Genomic DNA, 16,833 nt, shown 5'->3' on the forward strand with positions numbered 1-16,833 from the left:
AGTAGTATTTATGAACACCGTTGGAAGGAAGGAGGAACGAAAATGAACGAATTAATCAGACAGATCGAAGCTGAACAGCTTAAGAGCGACATTCCTCAGTTCAATGTTGGTGACACAGTACGTGTTTATGCCAAGGTTGTAGAGGGTTCAAAAGAAAGAATCCAGATGTTTGAAGGCGTTGTTATTAAAAAACAGAACGGCGGCGTAAGAGAAAACTTCACAGTAAGAAGAATTGCATCAGGCGTTGGTGTTGAAAAGACATGGCCTGTACATTCACCCAGAATTGACCATATCGAAGTTGTAAAACGTGGTATTGTCAGAAGAGCTAAACTTTACTACTTAAGAGACAGAGTTGGTAAAGCAGCTAAAGTTAAAGAAGCAATCAGATAATTTTTTACAGCGTGCAGATTTTCTGCACGCTGTTTTCACAGTTGCGTAATTTTGTTTCGGAGGTAGCTTTATGAGCAAGGAAAAAGTTAAAAAAAGCCCCAAACAGGAATTAAAGGAATGGCTTACGGTAATAGTAATCGGAGCAGTACTTGTTATCGGAATAAGAAACTTCGGTTTTAGAATCACTACGGTTAAGGGTGTTTCAATGGAGCCGAATTATATACACGGAGAATTGGTGTTTACGGATATGTTTACATATAAAGTATCTGCACCAAAGAGAAATGATATTGTAATATGCGAATATGACAGCGGAATGGATAACGAGCTTTTTATTAAGCGAGTTATTGCAGGACCCGGTGATGAAATAAATATATATTATAATGAAGACGAAAGCTGTTACAATGTGGCAGTAAACGGTGAAACAATTAATGAAGATTATATAATGGAGCCTATGCTAAGTGGCGGTGACTGGCAGTATCCCATAAAGCTTGTTACAGACGAGTATTTTGTTATGGGTGATAACAGAAATATAAGTGCGGACAGCCGTGACAGCTATATCGGTATATTTGACCGAGATAAAATAATAGGCAAGGTACGTTTTAAAATAATGAGTAAAGCATAACAGAGGTGTAATATGAATATACAGTGGTACCCGGGACACATGACAAAAACCGTACGAATGATGTCGGAAAACATATCGTTGGTTGATGTTGTTGTAGAATTAATAGATGCTCGTATACCATACAGCAGTAAAAATCCCGATATAGATAATCTTGCAAAAAACAAAAAAAGAATTATAGTAATGAACAAAACCGACCTTGCGGATCCGGCAAAAACAGAGGTCTGGAAAAAATGGTTTGAGGCAAAGGGTTTTACGGTTATACTTGCTGATGCGGTTAAAGGAACAGGCGTAAACAAGGTTGCTGATACGGCAAGAACGCTTATGAAGGATAAAATTGAGCGAGAAAAAGCAAGAGGCAGACTTTTTGTTCCGGTAAGAGCTATGATAGTCGGAATACCCAATGTAGGAAAATCTACATTTATAAATAAAACGGTAGGAAAAACAACCGCAAAAACCGGAGATAAACCCGGTGTTACAAAGGGAAAGCAGTGGATAAGGATTAAAAAGGACTTTGAGCTTCTGGATACTCCCGGAATACTCTGGCCAAAATTTGAGGACGAAGAGGTCGGGCTTAAGCTTGCCATGATAGGCTCAATTAATGATAATATACTCGATACGGAAACATTGTGTACCGAATATATCAATCTTATGATGGTTGTTAATCCGAATTTTATAAAGAACAGATATAATGTTGAATTTGATACTATTGACGAACCGCATGATGTTCTTGAAAAAATAGCCGTTTCAAGAGGCTTTATCAAAAAAGGCGGAGAGCCTGACTGCGAAAGAACGGCAAAAATAGTTCTTGATGAATTCAGAGGCGGAAAAATAGGAAAAATTACATTGGAAATGCCTGAGGATATTCACGAAATGGAAGCTAAAATGGTTCGTGAGGAGAAGGAAAAGAAGGCAAAGGATGCCGCAAGAAAGGCAGAATACAAGAAAAAGAATAACAGATAACACAAATGATAATGAGTCCATTGGAATAATACACAATGGACTTATTTTATTTACGGTAATTTTATACATAGGTAATTACAGAAAAATATGCTAAAATTTTATGTATACTATTATATAGGAGGTTTGAATATGAAAATAAGTCTTTTGGAACCTATAGGAATTGATGCGGAATTAATGGATAAGCTTTCAGCTCCTTTAAAAGAAATGGGACATGAGTTTGTTTATTATAACAATAAGACTACGGATAAGGATGAGCTTTTAAAAAGAGCCTGTGACAGCGAAATAGTTATGATTGCAAATAATCCGCTTCTGGACAGCGTAATAGAAAAATGCGATAAGCTTAAAATGCTTGATGTTGCCTTTACGGGAATTGACCATGTAGGCCAGACTGCCTGCAAAGCAAAGGACGTTATGATATGCAATGCGGCAGGATATTCAAACGAAACGGTTTCCGAGCTTGCGGTGGGAATGGCAATAGCCGTTCTCAGAAAAATAGCCGAAGGTGATAAAGCGGTAAGAAACGGCGGAACGCTTGCAAGTGCCGGACTTATGGGAACAGAGCTCAATACAAAAACCGTCGGTATAATAGGAACGGGAAGAATAGGAATAATGACAGCCAAGCTTTTCAAGGCATTCGGCTGTAAGGTTATCGGTTACAGCAGAACAAAGAAGCCCGAAGCTGTTGAGGCCGGTATCGAATATATGGAGCTTGATGATGTTCTTAAGACAAGTGATATAGTATCTCTCCATATTCCGGCAACGGCAGAAACTAAGCAGTTTATCAATAAAGAAAAAATAGCTCTTATGAAGAAGAGTGCTATACTTATAAATTGTGCAAGAGGAGCTGTTGTTGATAATACGGCACTTGCGGAGGCACTTAATGTCGGAGATATAGCCGGTGCGGCAATAGATGTATTTGATATGGAACCGCCTATTCCTGTGGATTATCCTTTACTTTCGGCTAAAAATACACTCCTTACACCTCATGTCGCATTTGCGTCAAAGGAATCTATGATAAGAAGAGCTAATATAGTGTTTGATAACTTATATGCTTACTTAGAAGGCAAACCTATTAATGTTGTTAAATATTAATTTAACGATCTGCCTTTTGGATAGTTTGTTTTGTTGTCAAGTTTTATAAATTTTTAACAATCAAATTTAAAGTTTATTTAATCTCTGTCGGTAAATCCGGCAGAGATTGTTTTGTGCAATTTGTTCAATATGACATAATGATATGATGAATAACTCTGCATATGTATGAAAAATACGGTCGGATTTTGATACAATTTTTTTGCGGTTCGTTTCTTTAGGGTAATTTTTATAAATTTACGGTAACAAATACGTAAAAAATTACGGTTGACACTTTGTACTATTTTTAGTACCCTTTTAAATAACTTAAGCAATTCTGTAAGACAGCATGTGTAAAAGATTTTTAGGGCGGAAAGAAAGGAGTTGTCATGGAACTCAAGACTGTCCAAACCCAAAAAATTTACAAAAACATCGTTGAACAGATAGTAGACCTTATCCATGACGGCAGCCTCAAATGCGGAGATAAGCTTCCGCCGGAGAGATCGCTTGCGGAGATGCTAAATGTAAGCAGAACTTCCGTAAGAGAAGCACTTAAGGTTATGGAAATAATGGGTATAATCGAAATCAGACCGGGCGAAGGCTCGATAGTGTCGGATTTCAATGTACAGCCGTTTTTATCAATGGTCTGGCCCGTTATTATAGCCAATGAGAACACGGAAAGGGATTTGCTGGAGTTCAGAAAAATACTTGAAGAAGGCTCTATAAGGCACTTAGCACTTAAAGGCAACAGTGTGGAGTTTTACAAAGGTCTTAAGGATATAATCGACGAGATGGCTTGTGCCGGCGATGATATCGAAAAAAGCGTTCAGCTTGATATTCGGTTTCACAGGCATATATTTGAGCTTACCGGCAACAGAATGCTTGTAACGGTACAGAATTTTGTTGAGTATATACTTGAAAAAACAGTCAACTACAACAGAAGTGCCGCACTTGAAGAAAAAGGTTCCAATGTGGCGATATTCAACCAGCATAGAGAAATTTATGATGCGTTGGTTGCAGGAGATAGCTGTACGGCAGTTCAGAAAATGTCTGATCATTTGGACTACGTACAAAATTTAAGTTAATTCCGTCAGGAAAATTTTTTTTAGCATGACTGGTTAGACCATCATACCGATAGTTTATTAACAAACAATTTAATCGGTAGCTTCGGTCAGAACATAATAATCAGCACCAAATTAAGTAAATGCATCACAATGTCTTAAGTAAACAGATAATTTGATTTTTAAAAAGGAGGAAATTTAAGATGGAATTTAATAAGGTTACACCTGAAATTATTGAACAGCTTAAAGCAATCGCACCCGGCAGAGCGTTTGCAGGCAGCGAAATCAACGAAGACTACGCTCATGACGAAATGAGATTTTACGGAACAAAGCTTCCCGATGTAGTTGTTGAGGCTACTTCAGCTGAAGAAATTTCAGCTATTCTTAAACTTGCTAACGAGAACAATATCCCCGTAATCCCCAGAGGTGCCGGCACAGGCCTTGCAGGCGGTGCTGTTGCTAAATACGGCGGAATCATGGTTTCAACAGTAAGAATGAACAAGATCAAATCATATGACCTTGGAAACCTTACAGTAGTTGTTGAACCCGGTGTTCTTCTTAACGATCTCGCTGAAGATGCAGCGAAACAGGGTCTTATGTATCCACCCGATCCCGGTGAAAAGTTTGCAACACTCGGTGGTAACGTTTCAACAAACGCCGGCGGTATGAGAGCTGTTAAATACGGTTCAACAAGAGATTACGTTCGTGCTATGCAGGTAGTTCTTCCTACAGGCGAAATCGTAAGATTCGGTTCAAACGTAACAAAGACAAGTTCAGGTTACAGCTTCATCAACCTCATCTGTGGTTCAGAAGGTACACTTGGATTTATTACAGAGCTTACACTTTCACTTATTCCTATGCCTAAGGAATTCGTAAGCTTAATCGTTCCTTTCGAAGATCTTGAATCATGTATCGCTACAGTACCTCAGATCTTCCTCAACAAGTTCGAGCCTCAGGCACTTGAGTTCATGGGCAGAGATATTGTTGAAATGAGTGAGAAGTATCTTGAAAAAGAAAACTTCCCTAAAGTTATCGATGGTGTTGAAGCAGGCGCTTACCTTCTTATGACATTCGATGGTAACGACAGAGATCAGCTTGATGCAATCTGCGAGCAGATCAGTGAAGTATTATTCGAGAACGGTGCTCTCGACGTATTCGTTGCTGATACACCTGACAAGAGAAGAGATGCTTGGGCTGCAAGAAGCCAGTTCCTTGAATCAATTCAGGCTGCAACAGATGAACTTGACGAATGTGACGTAGTTGTTCCCAGAGATAAGATTGCTGAATACTTCAACTGGGTACTTACACTTCAGGATAAATACAAAGTTACAATCAGAGGCTTTGGTCATGCCGGAGACGGTAACCTTCATATCTATGCTTGTAAAGAAGGCGATATGTCACTTGATGAGTTCGCTGAAAAGGCTCACGATGTTATGCAGGAAATGTATGCAAAAGCTGTTGAAATGGGCGGCGAGATCTCAGGCGAGCATGGTATCGGACATAGTAAGGTTGGCTTCCTTGAGGATGCTGCCGGAGAAACAAAGATGGCTCTTATGCAGGGTATCAAGAAAGTATTCGACCCTAACAACATCTTAAATCCCGGTAAGGTTTGCGAGAAGTTTGACTAATTTGATAAATTTAATTAAAATTAAAACGGAAGTTAATTTTGAATAAACAGTAGTTATTTGTAATAATTTGGGGAGGAAATTAAAAATGGCTTATATTTTAGATGACGACGGACGTGCTTTAGTTGCTGACGTTAAGAATTTCTGCGATAAAGAAGTAAAAGAACAGTGCAAGGCTTATGATGAATCAGGCGAATGGCCTAAAGAAATTTATGACAAGGCTATCGAACTTGGTTACCAGATGCTCGAAGTTCCCGAAGAATACGGCGGACTCGGACTTCCCGGAGAAACAATCCTTGCAATGTATGAGGAAATGGCTTGGTCAGATGCAGGTTTTGCTGTAACAATGGCAGCAAGCAACCTTGCTCTTAAACCTATTCTTATTTCAGGTACAGAAGAACAGAAACAGAAATACTGTGACATGGTTGTAAACGGTAGCCTTGGTGCTTTCGGTCTTACAGAGCCCAATGCAGGTTCAGACCCCGGTGCAGGAAAAACAACAGCAGTTAAAGACGGCGATGACTATATCCTTAATGGTAGAAAATGCTTCATCACAAACGCACCCGTTGCTGATTTCTTCATCATCACAGCTCTTACAGACAAATCAAAAGGTCTTAAGGGTATGAGTGCATTCATCGTCGACAAGGGTACACCCGGATTAAGCACAACAAACCATGAAAACAAAATGGGTATCAGAACATCAATCACAAGTGACGTTGTTCTTGAAGATGTAAGAATCCCCGCAACACAGAGACTTGGTGCAGAAGGTACAGGCTTCGCAACAGCTATGAAGACTCTTGACCTTGCAAGAATGTTCGTTGGCGGACTTGCAGTAGGTATCGCTCAGAGAGCACTTGACGAAGGTATCGCTTATACAAAGACAAGATGCCAGTTCGGCAGACCTGTTGCTAAGAACCAGGGACTTCAGTTCAAGATGGCTGATATGGCTATCCAGATTGAAACAGCTCGTCAGCTCGTATTACATGCTCACAAGCTTTATGAACTTGGTCTTCCTTATGGTAAGGAAGCTGCTATGGCTAAATGCTACGCAGGCGACATCGCTGTTCAGGTTGCACTTGACGGCATCCAGTTATTCGGCGGATATGGATATTCAAGAGAGTATCCTGTAGAAAAACTCTTAAGAGACGCTAAGATCTTCCAGATCTTCGAAGGCTCAAACGAAATCCAGAGAGTTGTTATTGCAAACCACATTCTTGGAAAATTCTAATTAACTTAAAATAATAAACAACTTGACAGTAGACGTGCACAATTATGTGTACGCCTACTGCTGTTATAAAATACTATGAGGAGGAATTTCTAAATGGAAATTTTAGTTTGTGTTAAACAGGTTCCCGATGCAGACGTTGAAGTAAAATTAAACGCTGATGGCAAACCCAATGTAGATAGCATTGCACCTGTTGTTAATGCATTTGATGGATATGCATTAGAGATGGCTACAAGATTTAAAGAAGCTAACGGCGGTACAGTTGTTGTTATGTCAATCGGATCTGACAATGTTAAGGATTCGATGAAGAACTGCCTTGCTGTTGGTGCTGACGAAGCTTATATCATCAGCGATGTTATTGCTGATGCAGATACACTTGCTACAAGCGAAGTTCTTGCTGCTGCAGTTGCTAAGCTTGAAGAAGTTAGAGGTAAAAAATTCGATATCGTTTGCTGCGGTAAAGAATCAACAGACTTTGCTTGCGGACAGATTTCACAGGAGCTTTCAGAAAAGCTTGGCTATGGTGAAGTAGTTGACGTTATCGGCTTCGAGCCTAAGGACGGCGTTCTTTCAGTTAAGAAAGAAACAGAAGAAGGCTACAACATGCTTGAAATCGGAACACCTTGTGTTCTCGGTATCATTAAGCCCGATTACGAGCCCAGATACCCGACCATGAAGAGCAAAATGGCTGCAAGAAAGAAAGACATTCCTGTAGTTGAAACAGGCGTAAACGCTGCTTCTCCCGTAAAAGTTGTTAAGGTTTATACACCTGCTAAGAAATCAGCCGGCGTAAAAATCAAAGAAGAAACTAATGAAGAGTCTGCACTTAAGGCATTCGCTATGTTAGTTGATGCAAAAGTATTATAATAAGGGAGGAGGACTATTCAAATGAGTAAAAATATTTTTGTTTATGTTGAAGCTGCCGAAGGAAAGGCTAAAAATGTAGGTCTTGAAATTCTTACACCTGCAAGAGTAGCTGCTGACGGCGGAGAAGTTACTGCTGTTGTAATCGGAAACGGTGTTGAAGAGGCTGCAAAACAGGCTATCGCTTTCGGTGCTGATAAGGTTATCGCTGTTGACGATGCTCAGTATGCAACATACAATACAGATACTTATGCAAACGCACTTGTAGAACTTGTTAAGAAATACAATCCTAATGCTGTATTTGTTGGTGCTACTCCAGACGGAAAAGATTTTGCTCCCGTAGCTGCTGCAAAATTAGGTTCAGGCTGTGTTGCTAACGTAACAGGCGTTGCTGTTGAAGACGGAAAAATCGTTTACACATCACCTGTATATGCAGGTGCTATCCTTAACGATGCAGTTTGCGAAAGCGACGTTGAATTTGCTGTTCTTCGTTCAGGTGCTTTCAAGAAGGCTGAACCCGATGAAGCAAAGGCAGGAGAAATCATTGCTGAGCCTATCACATGTGCTGCAGATGCAATCAGAGCTAAGGTTGTTGACGTTGTAAAAGAAATTTCTGAAACAGTAAACCTTGAAGAGGCTGACGTAATCGTTGCCGGCGGACGTGGTGTTGGTTCTGCTGAAAACTTTGCAATCCTTAAAGAGCTTGCTGATGCACTTGGCGGCGTTATCGGTGCAACAAGAGCACCTATCGAAGCTGGCTGGATTTCAAGAGCTTACCAGATCGGTCAGTCAGGCAAGAGCGTTGCTCCCAAGCTTTACATTGCTTGCGGTATCTCAGGTGCTACACAGCATGTTGCAGGTATCACAGGTGCTGACTATATCGTAGCTATCAACAAAGATGAAGATGCTTCAATCTTTGATATTGCTAACGTAGGTATCGTAGGAAACCTTCTTGAGGTTGTTCCCGTACTTACAGCAGAAGTTAAGAAGCTTAAAGGCTGATATAAAAATTGATTTTAGCAGTCCCATGATTGAGTTCATGGGACTGTTTTTGTTTTGTCCAAAACTAAAAGTGAGCATAAGTTGCAATAATATGGCGAATAAATACAAATATATATTATCTTTCCTCGGTGGAGATTATGCCAAAAATTTCAAAAGCTATTGAAATTATAATTTGTTCTATGTATAATTATATTTGTTACAAGTTATATTTTATAACTCAAATAATAAATTATATTTTAAAGGGAGGATGCTTTATGCGAAAGCGCATAATAAGCACATTGCTCTGTCTTGTAATGGTATTAGGATTGGTTCCAGCCACTACTTTTGCGACAGGGCTTGATGCGGAGGACGATGGCGATTCAATAATATATGTTGATGCCATTGACGGCGATGACGACAACGAAGACGTAGGTACAAGCTGGGAGACAGCTTACAAAACGCTGAGCACGGCGGTGGAAAATGCGGAAAGCGGTTCAACTATTATGCTTTCTGCTACAAAGTACACACTCTATGGTTCTGTCAGTACAGAAGGCAAGGATTTGACTTTTGTGGGACAGGGTGCCGATGACGAAGGAACAATATGGAATATCGGCGCAGAAATCGACGAGGATGCCGATTTTAACAGCGATAACAGCTTTGACGGTGCAGGAACTGTTACTTTCAAAGATATGCTCATGCAGACAGGCGATACTGACGGCCTTGGCTTTGTCGGTGCTGACGAGACAGTTGTTGAGAACTGTGTTATAAACGGCAAAACATCATATTGGGGAACAACAGCAACATTTACAGATACAGAGTTCAACTGTCCCAAGGATGATTATTGCATTTTGACAGAAGGCTCGGATGAAATAACATTCGATACTTGTACTTTCAATGCTGACGGTTATCTTATAAAGGCTTATCGTGAAAGCGTTGATGAGGACAGTGTAGGCGAGTCAGCCGAAAATCCTATCAAAATCAGCCTTGAGAATTGCAATGTAAAATCAGATAAGGCCGAAAAGGCAGTTGTTGATATTAACGATAGCACAGCTTTCTATGAAGTGAGCTTTTCGGGCGAAAACACTGTAAAGGGTCTTGATGTCAACGAGTATACTTGCTCAAAGCTTTTCTCTGTTGAGGGTCTGACAGATGGATATAACCTCACAGAGGCTGCAGAAGGAAATGATATAAGCAAGCAGGCAACGGTTATTGTTGACGGCGAAATAGTTTGGGAGAATGGAAGAATGACTTCCCATGAGCTCACAGACGGCGAAAACGACGATGCCTTCACAGTTGCTTGGGGCGAGTGGAGCGAAGGCGAGGACGGCACACAGAGCCGTGACGGAAAACGTGTTTGTGATTACTGCGGCTACAGCGAGGAAGTTAAGGATACAATAGACGCTGAGTCTGAGGACAACAAGAATGAAAACGATGCTATATTGGACGACGAACCGAGCGTTTTAGATGGCGAGAACGGCGAGGACGGCAAGGCTGAAGCATCGGTTATATATGTAGATGCCAAAAACGGCAATGATGACAACGAAAATGTAGGTACAAGCTGGGATACAGCTTATAAAACATTGAGCAAGGCAGTAGCAAACGCAAAAAGCGGTTCAACAATTATGCTTTCTGCTGCAAACTACACACTTTACGGAATAAACAGTGCAGGTTCAACAAAGGGCAAGGATTTGAAATTTGTTGGACAGGGAACAGGCGAGGGTGGAACATCTTGGAACATCGGAGCAGAGGTTCCCAATCCTGATTTATACGGAACAGAATACAACGGAGACTATAGCTTCGACGGCGCAGGCACAGTTACATTTAAAAATATGCTGCTCCGTTCGGGAAGTACCGGCTATCTCGGCTTTATACGAGCTGACAAGACAGTTGTTGAGGACTGTGTTTTAAATGGCTTAACATATTATTGGGGCTATTCTTCGGCAATGTTTAAAAACTGTGAGTTTAATTGTCCTAAAAAAGATTATGTTATATTCACAGTTTATGATTATGCCGTAGATGCGTACAGCTCAGATGAAATGACATTTGATAATTGCACCTTCAACGGTGGCGGAAAGTGCGTCAATGTTTATGCTGACTACCTAGAAAAAGATAAGCCAGGTCTTTCTGCTGATAACCCCAGAGTTATCAATTTGATAGATTGTACGGTAAATTCAAGCACATCGGGTAAAGCCGTTCTTAATATTAAGGACAATAATGCTTACTATGAGGTAAATATTTCAGGTAAGCACAGCATTACCGGCTTAGAAACTGATAAGTATACATGCTCAAAGCTTTTCCAGGTTGAAGGCGTGGCAGACGGCTATAACCTTACAAAGGGAGCAAAGGGCAATGGCAACAAGACACAGGCAACCGTTTCTATTGATGGCGAAATCGTTTGGAAAGACGGAAAGATGGTTTCTCATGATTATACAGACGGCAAAAAGGACAACAACATTATAACAACATGGGGTGCATGGATCGCAGGACGTGACGGAAAAATGCACCGTTACGGTGAAGAAAAATGCGGCTATTGCGGATACTCAGGCTTAATAGAGGATACAAAGGATTTAGAGCTTGATGTATCACGTTCAAAAACAGCAACAGAGCTTAATTCAAGAAAACAATCTAAGGTAACATTATCAATGCCGAGTGCGGAAGAACCATTTGTGAGTGACGTAGTATTTGTTATTGACGGTTCTTCTTCAGCGGAAACAGATGCGGTCAAGAAGGCGCTTGGGCTTCTGGATGATCTTAAGGAATCCATTGAAAACAGTGAGGCAACGGTAAATGTTTGCGTTGTTAAGTTTAAAAAGAGAGCATACAAATCCGAGTGGTATAATCTTGCCACAAACTATAGCGATATAGAAACAGCCATGACAACAAAGCACAGCGAAGGCTCAAATATTCATTCGGGACTTCTTGCGGGTCAGGAGGCTTTGGAGGAGCATACGGCTGTTCCGGCAAAAAATAAATATCTTATTTTGATATCTGACGGTTCAACCTACCTCTATAATAAGGATTGCAACTGGGATAGTGAAACACCCAATACACGTTCATATTACACATTAGATAATTATAAATTTTTCGCCGGAAGCTTTAACGATGATGGACTTTATAACCCCAATAACTACGCTTGCAATGTAAGCCGTCCTAAAAACACATCTGACGTAATTGCATGGAAAGAATACTTTAAGGATGTTGAGGACAGAAACAAGGAAAACAATGGTGACAATTATGATTACCATTGCGAATACGACAACAACTTTAATAATGGAATTCCCAGTAAAGACTTTAAGTCACAGCCGGCTAAAGAGCGTAGTGCCAACAACCGAGATATGGCATATTACTATGCAAATAATACATGGCAGGAGATAAGAGAAGCAGGATACAATGTATTCTCAATTGCAACAAAGGACGGTTCTGCCGGAGCGGGAAATGCAGATGATTCAAAATGCTTTATGAATTATCTCAATGACGGAGCAAGTCTTAATTTTGATGATATTAAACGTGAAATGCTCTATGCTGTCGGCGAGGGTACAACTGTTGAGGACAAGATGGGCAGTGAATTCGATTTTGTTTCTGATTCAATGACTCTTACAGTTGGCGGAAAAGAGCTTGAGTCCAAGACAGTGGATAACGTAACATATTTTGGTAACAATAAGGAAGAGCTTGACGAATCCAACTATCGCTTTAAGGTAGAGTATGATTCTGATGAGGATAAGTTCACATGGTTCATAGGCGAGACAGTTTATGACTATGCGCCCGTTCAGCTTTCATACAATATTAAGCTTGCTAAGCCAAGCAAAACAAAGGGCAAATATACAGTACCCACAAACGAATATGCTAAGCTTACACCCGTTGACAGCTTAGGAAATAAGTATAATGCACTTCTTTTCCCCGTGCCTACGGTAACATATAAAGTAAGTGGTGGCAGCGGTGGCGGAGAAGGTTCTTCAACATATTACTACTTTGCCATTGAAAAGATAGACGGAGAGGACAACAGCACGCTTAAGGGTGCCAAGTTCGGTCTTTATCTCAACGGAAACCAGATTGCAACAGCAACATCGGACAAAAACGGTATTGCATTATTCACTGTTGCTGAAAGAGATTATAAAAAGATAAATGAAAACAGCGATCTCTATTATAAGGAGCTTAAAGCACCTGCGGGCTATGCACTTAACGAAGATAAGGAAGAGCTTGAAAAAACTGATTTCTATTGCAACGATATGGACAAGGCCGTTAAAAATGCGGAAACAGTAAAGAACTCTTTGGAGAATATCGATACAGGCTATAAGGTTCCCGAGGGCTTAAACGGTGATGACCATGTGGCTTATGTTCATGGCTACACAGATGGTACAGTAAAACCTAACAACAATGTTACACGTGCGGAGACAGCAACAATGCTTTATCATTTGCTTACTGACAGTCGCAGAAACGAAATCCAGACAGTAATCAATGGCTTCAGCGATGTTTCGGCTGATAATTGGTATAACGAATATGTTTCATCAATGGCAAACGGCAAATACATAATGGGATATCCCGACGGAACATTTGGCGGAGATAAGACCATTACCCGTGCCGAGTTTGTGGCAATGCTTGTACGTTTTATAGGCGTACAGGAGGATGAATGCAGCTTTACGGATGTTTCAAGAAGCCATTGGGCATACGGCTGTATTGCAACAGCAACAAAGGCAAATTGGATAAGCGGATATCCCGACGGCACATTCAAGCCTGAACAGCCCATAACACGTGCCGAGGCAATGTCTATAATAAACCGTGTTCTTAACCGTGGTGTCAACGAAAACAGTGAGTTGTTGAACTTCAAGGTTTGGCCGGACAACGAGCCTTGGGCATGGTATTATTACGAGGTTATAGAGGCGTCGAATGAGCATGAATATACAGGCGCACGTCCTTCGGAAAATTGGACAAAGGTTGGTATTAATTAATATTTAAAGGTATACAAAAAAGCCCGAACAATTAAGTTTGGGCTTTTTATTACAACATAAAAATTCAATAGTATACATAATTTTACTCAATCGTTTTAACGTGCGTTTTTACGTTAATAACCTTATTTCGCATTAAATAACTAATTTTTTATTAGAAAACAAAAGTGCCGGGAATCCTTAAGATTGCTGGATTTTCGGCACTTTTTTATAATCGGGGTAACAGGATTTGAACCTGCGGTCTCTGCGTCCCGAACGCAGCGCTCTACCAAACTGAGCCACACCCCGACACAGTATTTATATTATAACCAGTTATTAAGAAAAAATCAAGGCCTATTTTAGAAAATTTAATCAAACCGAATTTTTAAAACAAACCGATAAAATTCTTAAGAAAAACTGACTTTTGTGACAAATGTGATTTTTTATGATATTATGGTTGTACAAATAAATAAAAAATATTATTTGAAAGGAAGATTTATATGAAAAAATATTTAGGAATTTCAGCGATGGCTCTTTCAGCTCTTATTATATCAACAGTTGGGGTTACAGCATTTGCAAATGAGCCCGTACTCATCAGTGCAAAGGACACAACAACTGCGGTTGATACAACAAAGGTTGCCGCAGAAGCATATTCTGCACTTACAGGCAAAATTACAGCTTGCGAAAAGAACGAGCAGGGCTATTCAATCACTTTCGAAAGCAACGAAATGGGAACAATTATTTTAAACGAGGCTGAAAACGGCTGTTTAGTATTTGATGGTTCAAAGCTTGCTGATTTTACAGCACTCAAAGCAGATACAGAGGTAACAGTTGTTCTTGACAACAATGCACCTATGACAATGAGCCTTCCCGGACAGACTAACGGCGCTGTTGCAATAGTTATGAACAACAATGCTTTTGTAGGAAAGTTTAATGATAATCTTGAAAACGATAAGCTTAAACTCGAAATCGGTGACAATACACAGATTCTTGATGTAAGAGGAACAAAGCAGATTCTTAAGGCTGACGATATTAAGGGCAAAGAGGCTATCGTGGTTTACGGAGTATCAACAAAGAGCATTCCTGCTATTACAACACCTGACTTTGTTGTTATTCTTGACAATGATGCTGATGTTAAAGTACCCGAAGAAACAAAACCTGAAGAAACAAAACCCGTTGAAAAGGTTACATTAAGAAAAGCATTTGAAGAAAAAGGCTATAAGGTTGAATGGACAGCAAATGATAAGCCGATCGTTATTTCAAACGATAAGGTTAAGGCTGAAGTTACAATCGGAAGCAATAAGGTTGTAGTTGACGGAGATATGGCTTATGAAATTTCTGCTCCCGTAGAATTAATTGACGGTGTAACTTATGTAACAAGCGATGCTTTAGAACTCTTTTAAGCTAAAAAATATTTCAGGTATCCGCATTGAATGCGGATACCTGTTTTTTATATGTTCAGTTCATTTGGAAGGATATAGCCGGTTAAATCTGTATTCAATATAAGCTCCTTTACCGGGAGCAGATAGCCGGAGGAAACCGAAAATTCATCTATACCTATTGCTATAAAAAGCTTTAACAGCTCATTGTCTGCGGCGGCTTCTCCGCAAATGCCTATCCATTTACCTTCCTTGTGTATATTGTCGGCAGCAAGCTTTATAAGCCGGAGTATTGCGGTATGATGTGCGGTATAAAGCTTGGACAGATGTGGATTTTGTCTGTCGGCGGCAAGCGTATATTGTGTTAAATCATTTGTGCCTACACTGAAAAAGTCAACATGCTTGGCTAATTTGTCACTTATTATTGCGGCAGCAGGCGTTTCTATCATTATGCCGACGGGTATTTCTTTAAAAGGTATGTTTTCGGCCTTAAGGTCAGAGCATACTTTTTTAATTATTTCCTTTGCTCTTACAACTTCATCAACCGATATAATCATGGGAAGCATTATATATATGTTTCCGTATGCCGAGGCTCTGTATATTGCCCTTAACTGTGTTTCAAAAATATCAGTGCGTTCAAGACATATTCGTATTGCTCTCCAGCCCAATGCAGGATTCTCTTCATAAGGTAAGTCTAAAGCATCTGTCTTTTTGTCTGCACCTATGTCGAGTGTTCTTATTATAACAGGCTTGCAGTCCATTTTTTCCGCAATGGATTTATACATTTCAAAAAGCTCATTTTCAGAAGGCAGTGTTTTTCTGTCCATATACAAAAATTCACTTCTTAAAAGCCCTATTCCCCTTGCATCGTTGTCTATAATTCTGTCTACATCGGCCGATGTGGTTATGTTTGCAAAAAGCATTATTTCCTTACTGTTTTTTGTTATATTGGGTTTGCCTTTGAGCTTATTCAATTCTTCAAGCCGCATTTTTTCATGTATGCGTTTATTTTCGAGCATTTCGGTTGTGGTTGTATCCGGTTCAATGTATATTTTTCCGTCAGAACCGTCTATATAAGCGGTTTTTCCGTCATAATCCGGAGTTAAAGCGTCACCTATATTTATTATTGCAGGTATATTCATTGTTTTTGCCAGTATTGATGTATGAGATGTGGCAGAGCCGCCCTTGAGTATAAAGCCCATAACGTGTCCCCGGTCAAAGCCGGCTGTTTCACTTGGCGAAAGATCATCGGCGGCTATTATTACATTTCCTGACGTAAGACTGTTATATTCTGTATCGGAAAGAATGTTTATAAGTCTTTCGGAAATGTCGGCAACATCTCTTGAACGCTCACGTAAATATGCGTTATCCATATTTCTGAAAAGCTGTACATATTTTTTTGATATTTCGGATACGGCATATTCGGCACAAACCTTATTTTCGGTTATATAGCTTTTTATGTCATTGGTGAAATCATCATCGGAAAGCATAAGAATATGCGTATCGAATATTCCGGCAGTATCGGCGTCTGCCGATTTTTCGGTTTTCTTCCGAAGCTCTTCAAGTTCCTCTATGCCTTTAGTTACAGCATTTTCAAGACGGTTAAGCTCTTTGGGTATATCGTTTGCCGGTTTTCTTTCGATATTGACGGATGATTTGTTTATGAAAAATATTTTTCCACAGGCAATGCCGTTACATACGCCGTTTCCTTTAAGAGTCTGCATATATACGACCTC

At 40.0% G+C, this 16,833-nt stretch carries 12 protein-coding genes and 1 tRNA gene; 11 read left to right on the plus strand and 2 right to left on the minus strand.

All coding sequences use genetic code 11. From position 1 onward, the window contains the following. Positions 1 to 42: 42 nt before the first annotated feature. The 10 genes from rplS (at position 43) to KQI66_RS05470 (ending at position 13,742) form a co-directional block, all read left to right on the plus strand. On the plus strand, positions 43 to 390 hold the full coding sequence (rplS, locus tag KQI66_RS05425; RefSeq protein ID WP_216427662.1) for a 50S ribosomal protein L19: 348 nt from the start codon (positions 43 to 45) through the stop codon (positions 388 to 390). 70 nt (positions 391 to 460) lie between these two features. Further along, positions 461 to 1,012: a signal peptidase I gene (lepB, locus tag KQI66_RS05430; RefSeq protein ID WP_216427663.1), complete on the plus strand. Its 552-nt coding sequence runs from the start codon at positions 461 to 463 to the stop codon at positions 1,010 to 1,012. Positions 1,013 to 1,024: 12 nt separating this feature from the next. Then, entirely contained in the window at positions 1,025 to 1,972 is a 948-nt protein-coding gene (gene ylqF, locus KQI66_RS05435; protein ID WP_216427664.1) for a ribosome biogenesis GTPase YlqF, read from the plus strand. 129 nt (positions 1,973 to 2,101) lie between these two features. Further along, complete coding sequence (locus KQI66_RS05440; RefSeq protein ID WP_216427665.1) at positions 2,102 to 3,064, plus strand: 2-hydroxyacid dehydrogenase; 963 nt, start codon at positions 2,102 to 2,104, stop codon at positions 3,062 to 3,064. Between the two features lie 365 nt (positions 3,065 to 3,429). Next, entirely contained in the window at positions 3,430 to 4,125 is a 696-nt protein-coding gene (locus KQI66_RS05445; protein ID WP_216427666.1) for a FadR/GntR family transcriptional regulator, read from the plus strand. A 179-nt stretch (positions 4,126 to 4,304) separates the two neighbouring features. Beyond that, positions 4,305 to 5,729, plus strand: coding sequence for an FAD-binding oxidoreductase (locus KQI66_RS05450; protein ID WP_216427667.1), 1,425 nt, complete (start codon positions 4,305 to 4,307; stop codon positions 5,727 to 5,729). Between the two features lie 85 nt (positions 5,730 to 5,814). After that, positions 5,815 to 6,954 carry an acyl-CoA dehydrogenase family protein gene (locus KQI66_RS05455; protein ID WP_216427668.1) on the plus strand — a complete coding sequence of 380 codons (1,140 nt, stop codon included), beginning with the start codon at positions 5,815 to 5,817 and terminating at the stop codon, positions 6,952 to 6,954. 93 nt (positions 6,955 to 7,047) lie between these two features. Then, entirely contained in the window at positions 7,048 to 7,818 is a 771-nt protein-coding gene (locus KQI66_RS05460; RefSeq protein WP_216427669.1) for an electron transfer flavoprotein subunit beta/FixA family protein, read from the plus strand. Positions 7,819 to 7,839: 21 nt separating this feature from the next. After that, positions 7,840 to 8,817, plus strand: coding sequence for an electron transfer flavoprotein subunit alpha/FixB family protein (locus KQI66_RS05465; protein ID WP_216427670.1), 978 nt, complete (start codon positions 7,840 to 7,842; stop codon positions 8,815 to 8,817). A 254-nt stretch (positions 8,818 to 9,071) separates the two neighbouring features. Beyond that, positions 9,072 to 13,742, plus strand: a complete 4,671-nt coding sequence (locus tag KQI66_RS05470; protein ID WP_216427671.1) for an S-layer homology domain-containing protein — start codon at positions 9,072 to 9,074, stop codon at positions 13,740 to 13,742. 211 nt (positions 13,743 to 13,953) lie between these two features. On the opposite strand, the gene KQI66_RS05475 is transcribed toward KQI66_RS05470, so the two are convergent. Next, positions 13,954 to 14,027: transfer RNA gene (locus tag KQI66_RS05475), tRNA-Pro, on the minus strand. A gap of 191 nt (positions 14,028 to 14,218) precedes the next feature. Here KQI66_RS05475 and KQI66_RS05480 point away from each other — a divergent pair. Next, entirely contained in the window at positions 14,219 to 15,121 is a 903-nt protein-coding gene (locus KQI66_RS05480; RefSeq protein WP_216427672.1) for a stalk domain-containing protein, read from the plus strand. A 47-nt stretch (positions 15,122 to 15,168) separates the two neighbouring features. Here the strand turns inward: KQI66_RS05480 and ptsP are convergent, their stop codons facing one another. After that, complete coding sequence (gene ptsP / locus KQI66_RS05485; RefSeq protein ID WP_216427673.1) at positions 15,169 to 16,821, minus strand: phosphoenolpyruvate--protein phosphotransferase; 1,653 nt, start codon at positions 16,819 to 16,821, stop codon at positions 15,169 to 15,171. Positions 16,822 to 16,833: the final 12 nt, after the last annotated feature.

Origin of the sequence: Anaerotignum sp. MSJ-24 (assembly GCF_018918145.1) — a bacterium.
Classification (GTDB): domain Bacteria; phylum Bacillota; class Clostridia; order Lachnospirales; family Anaerotignaceae; genus Metalachnospira.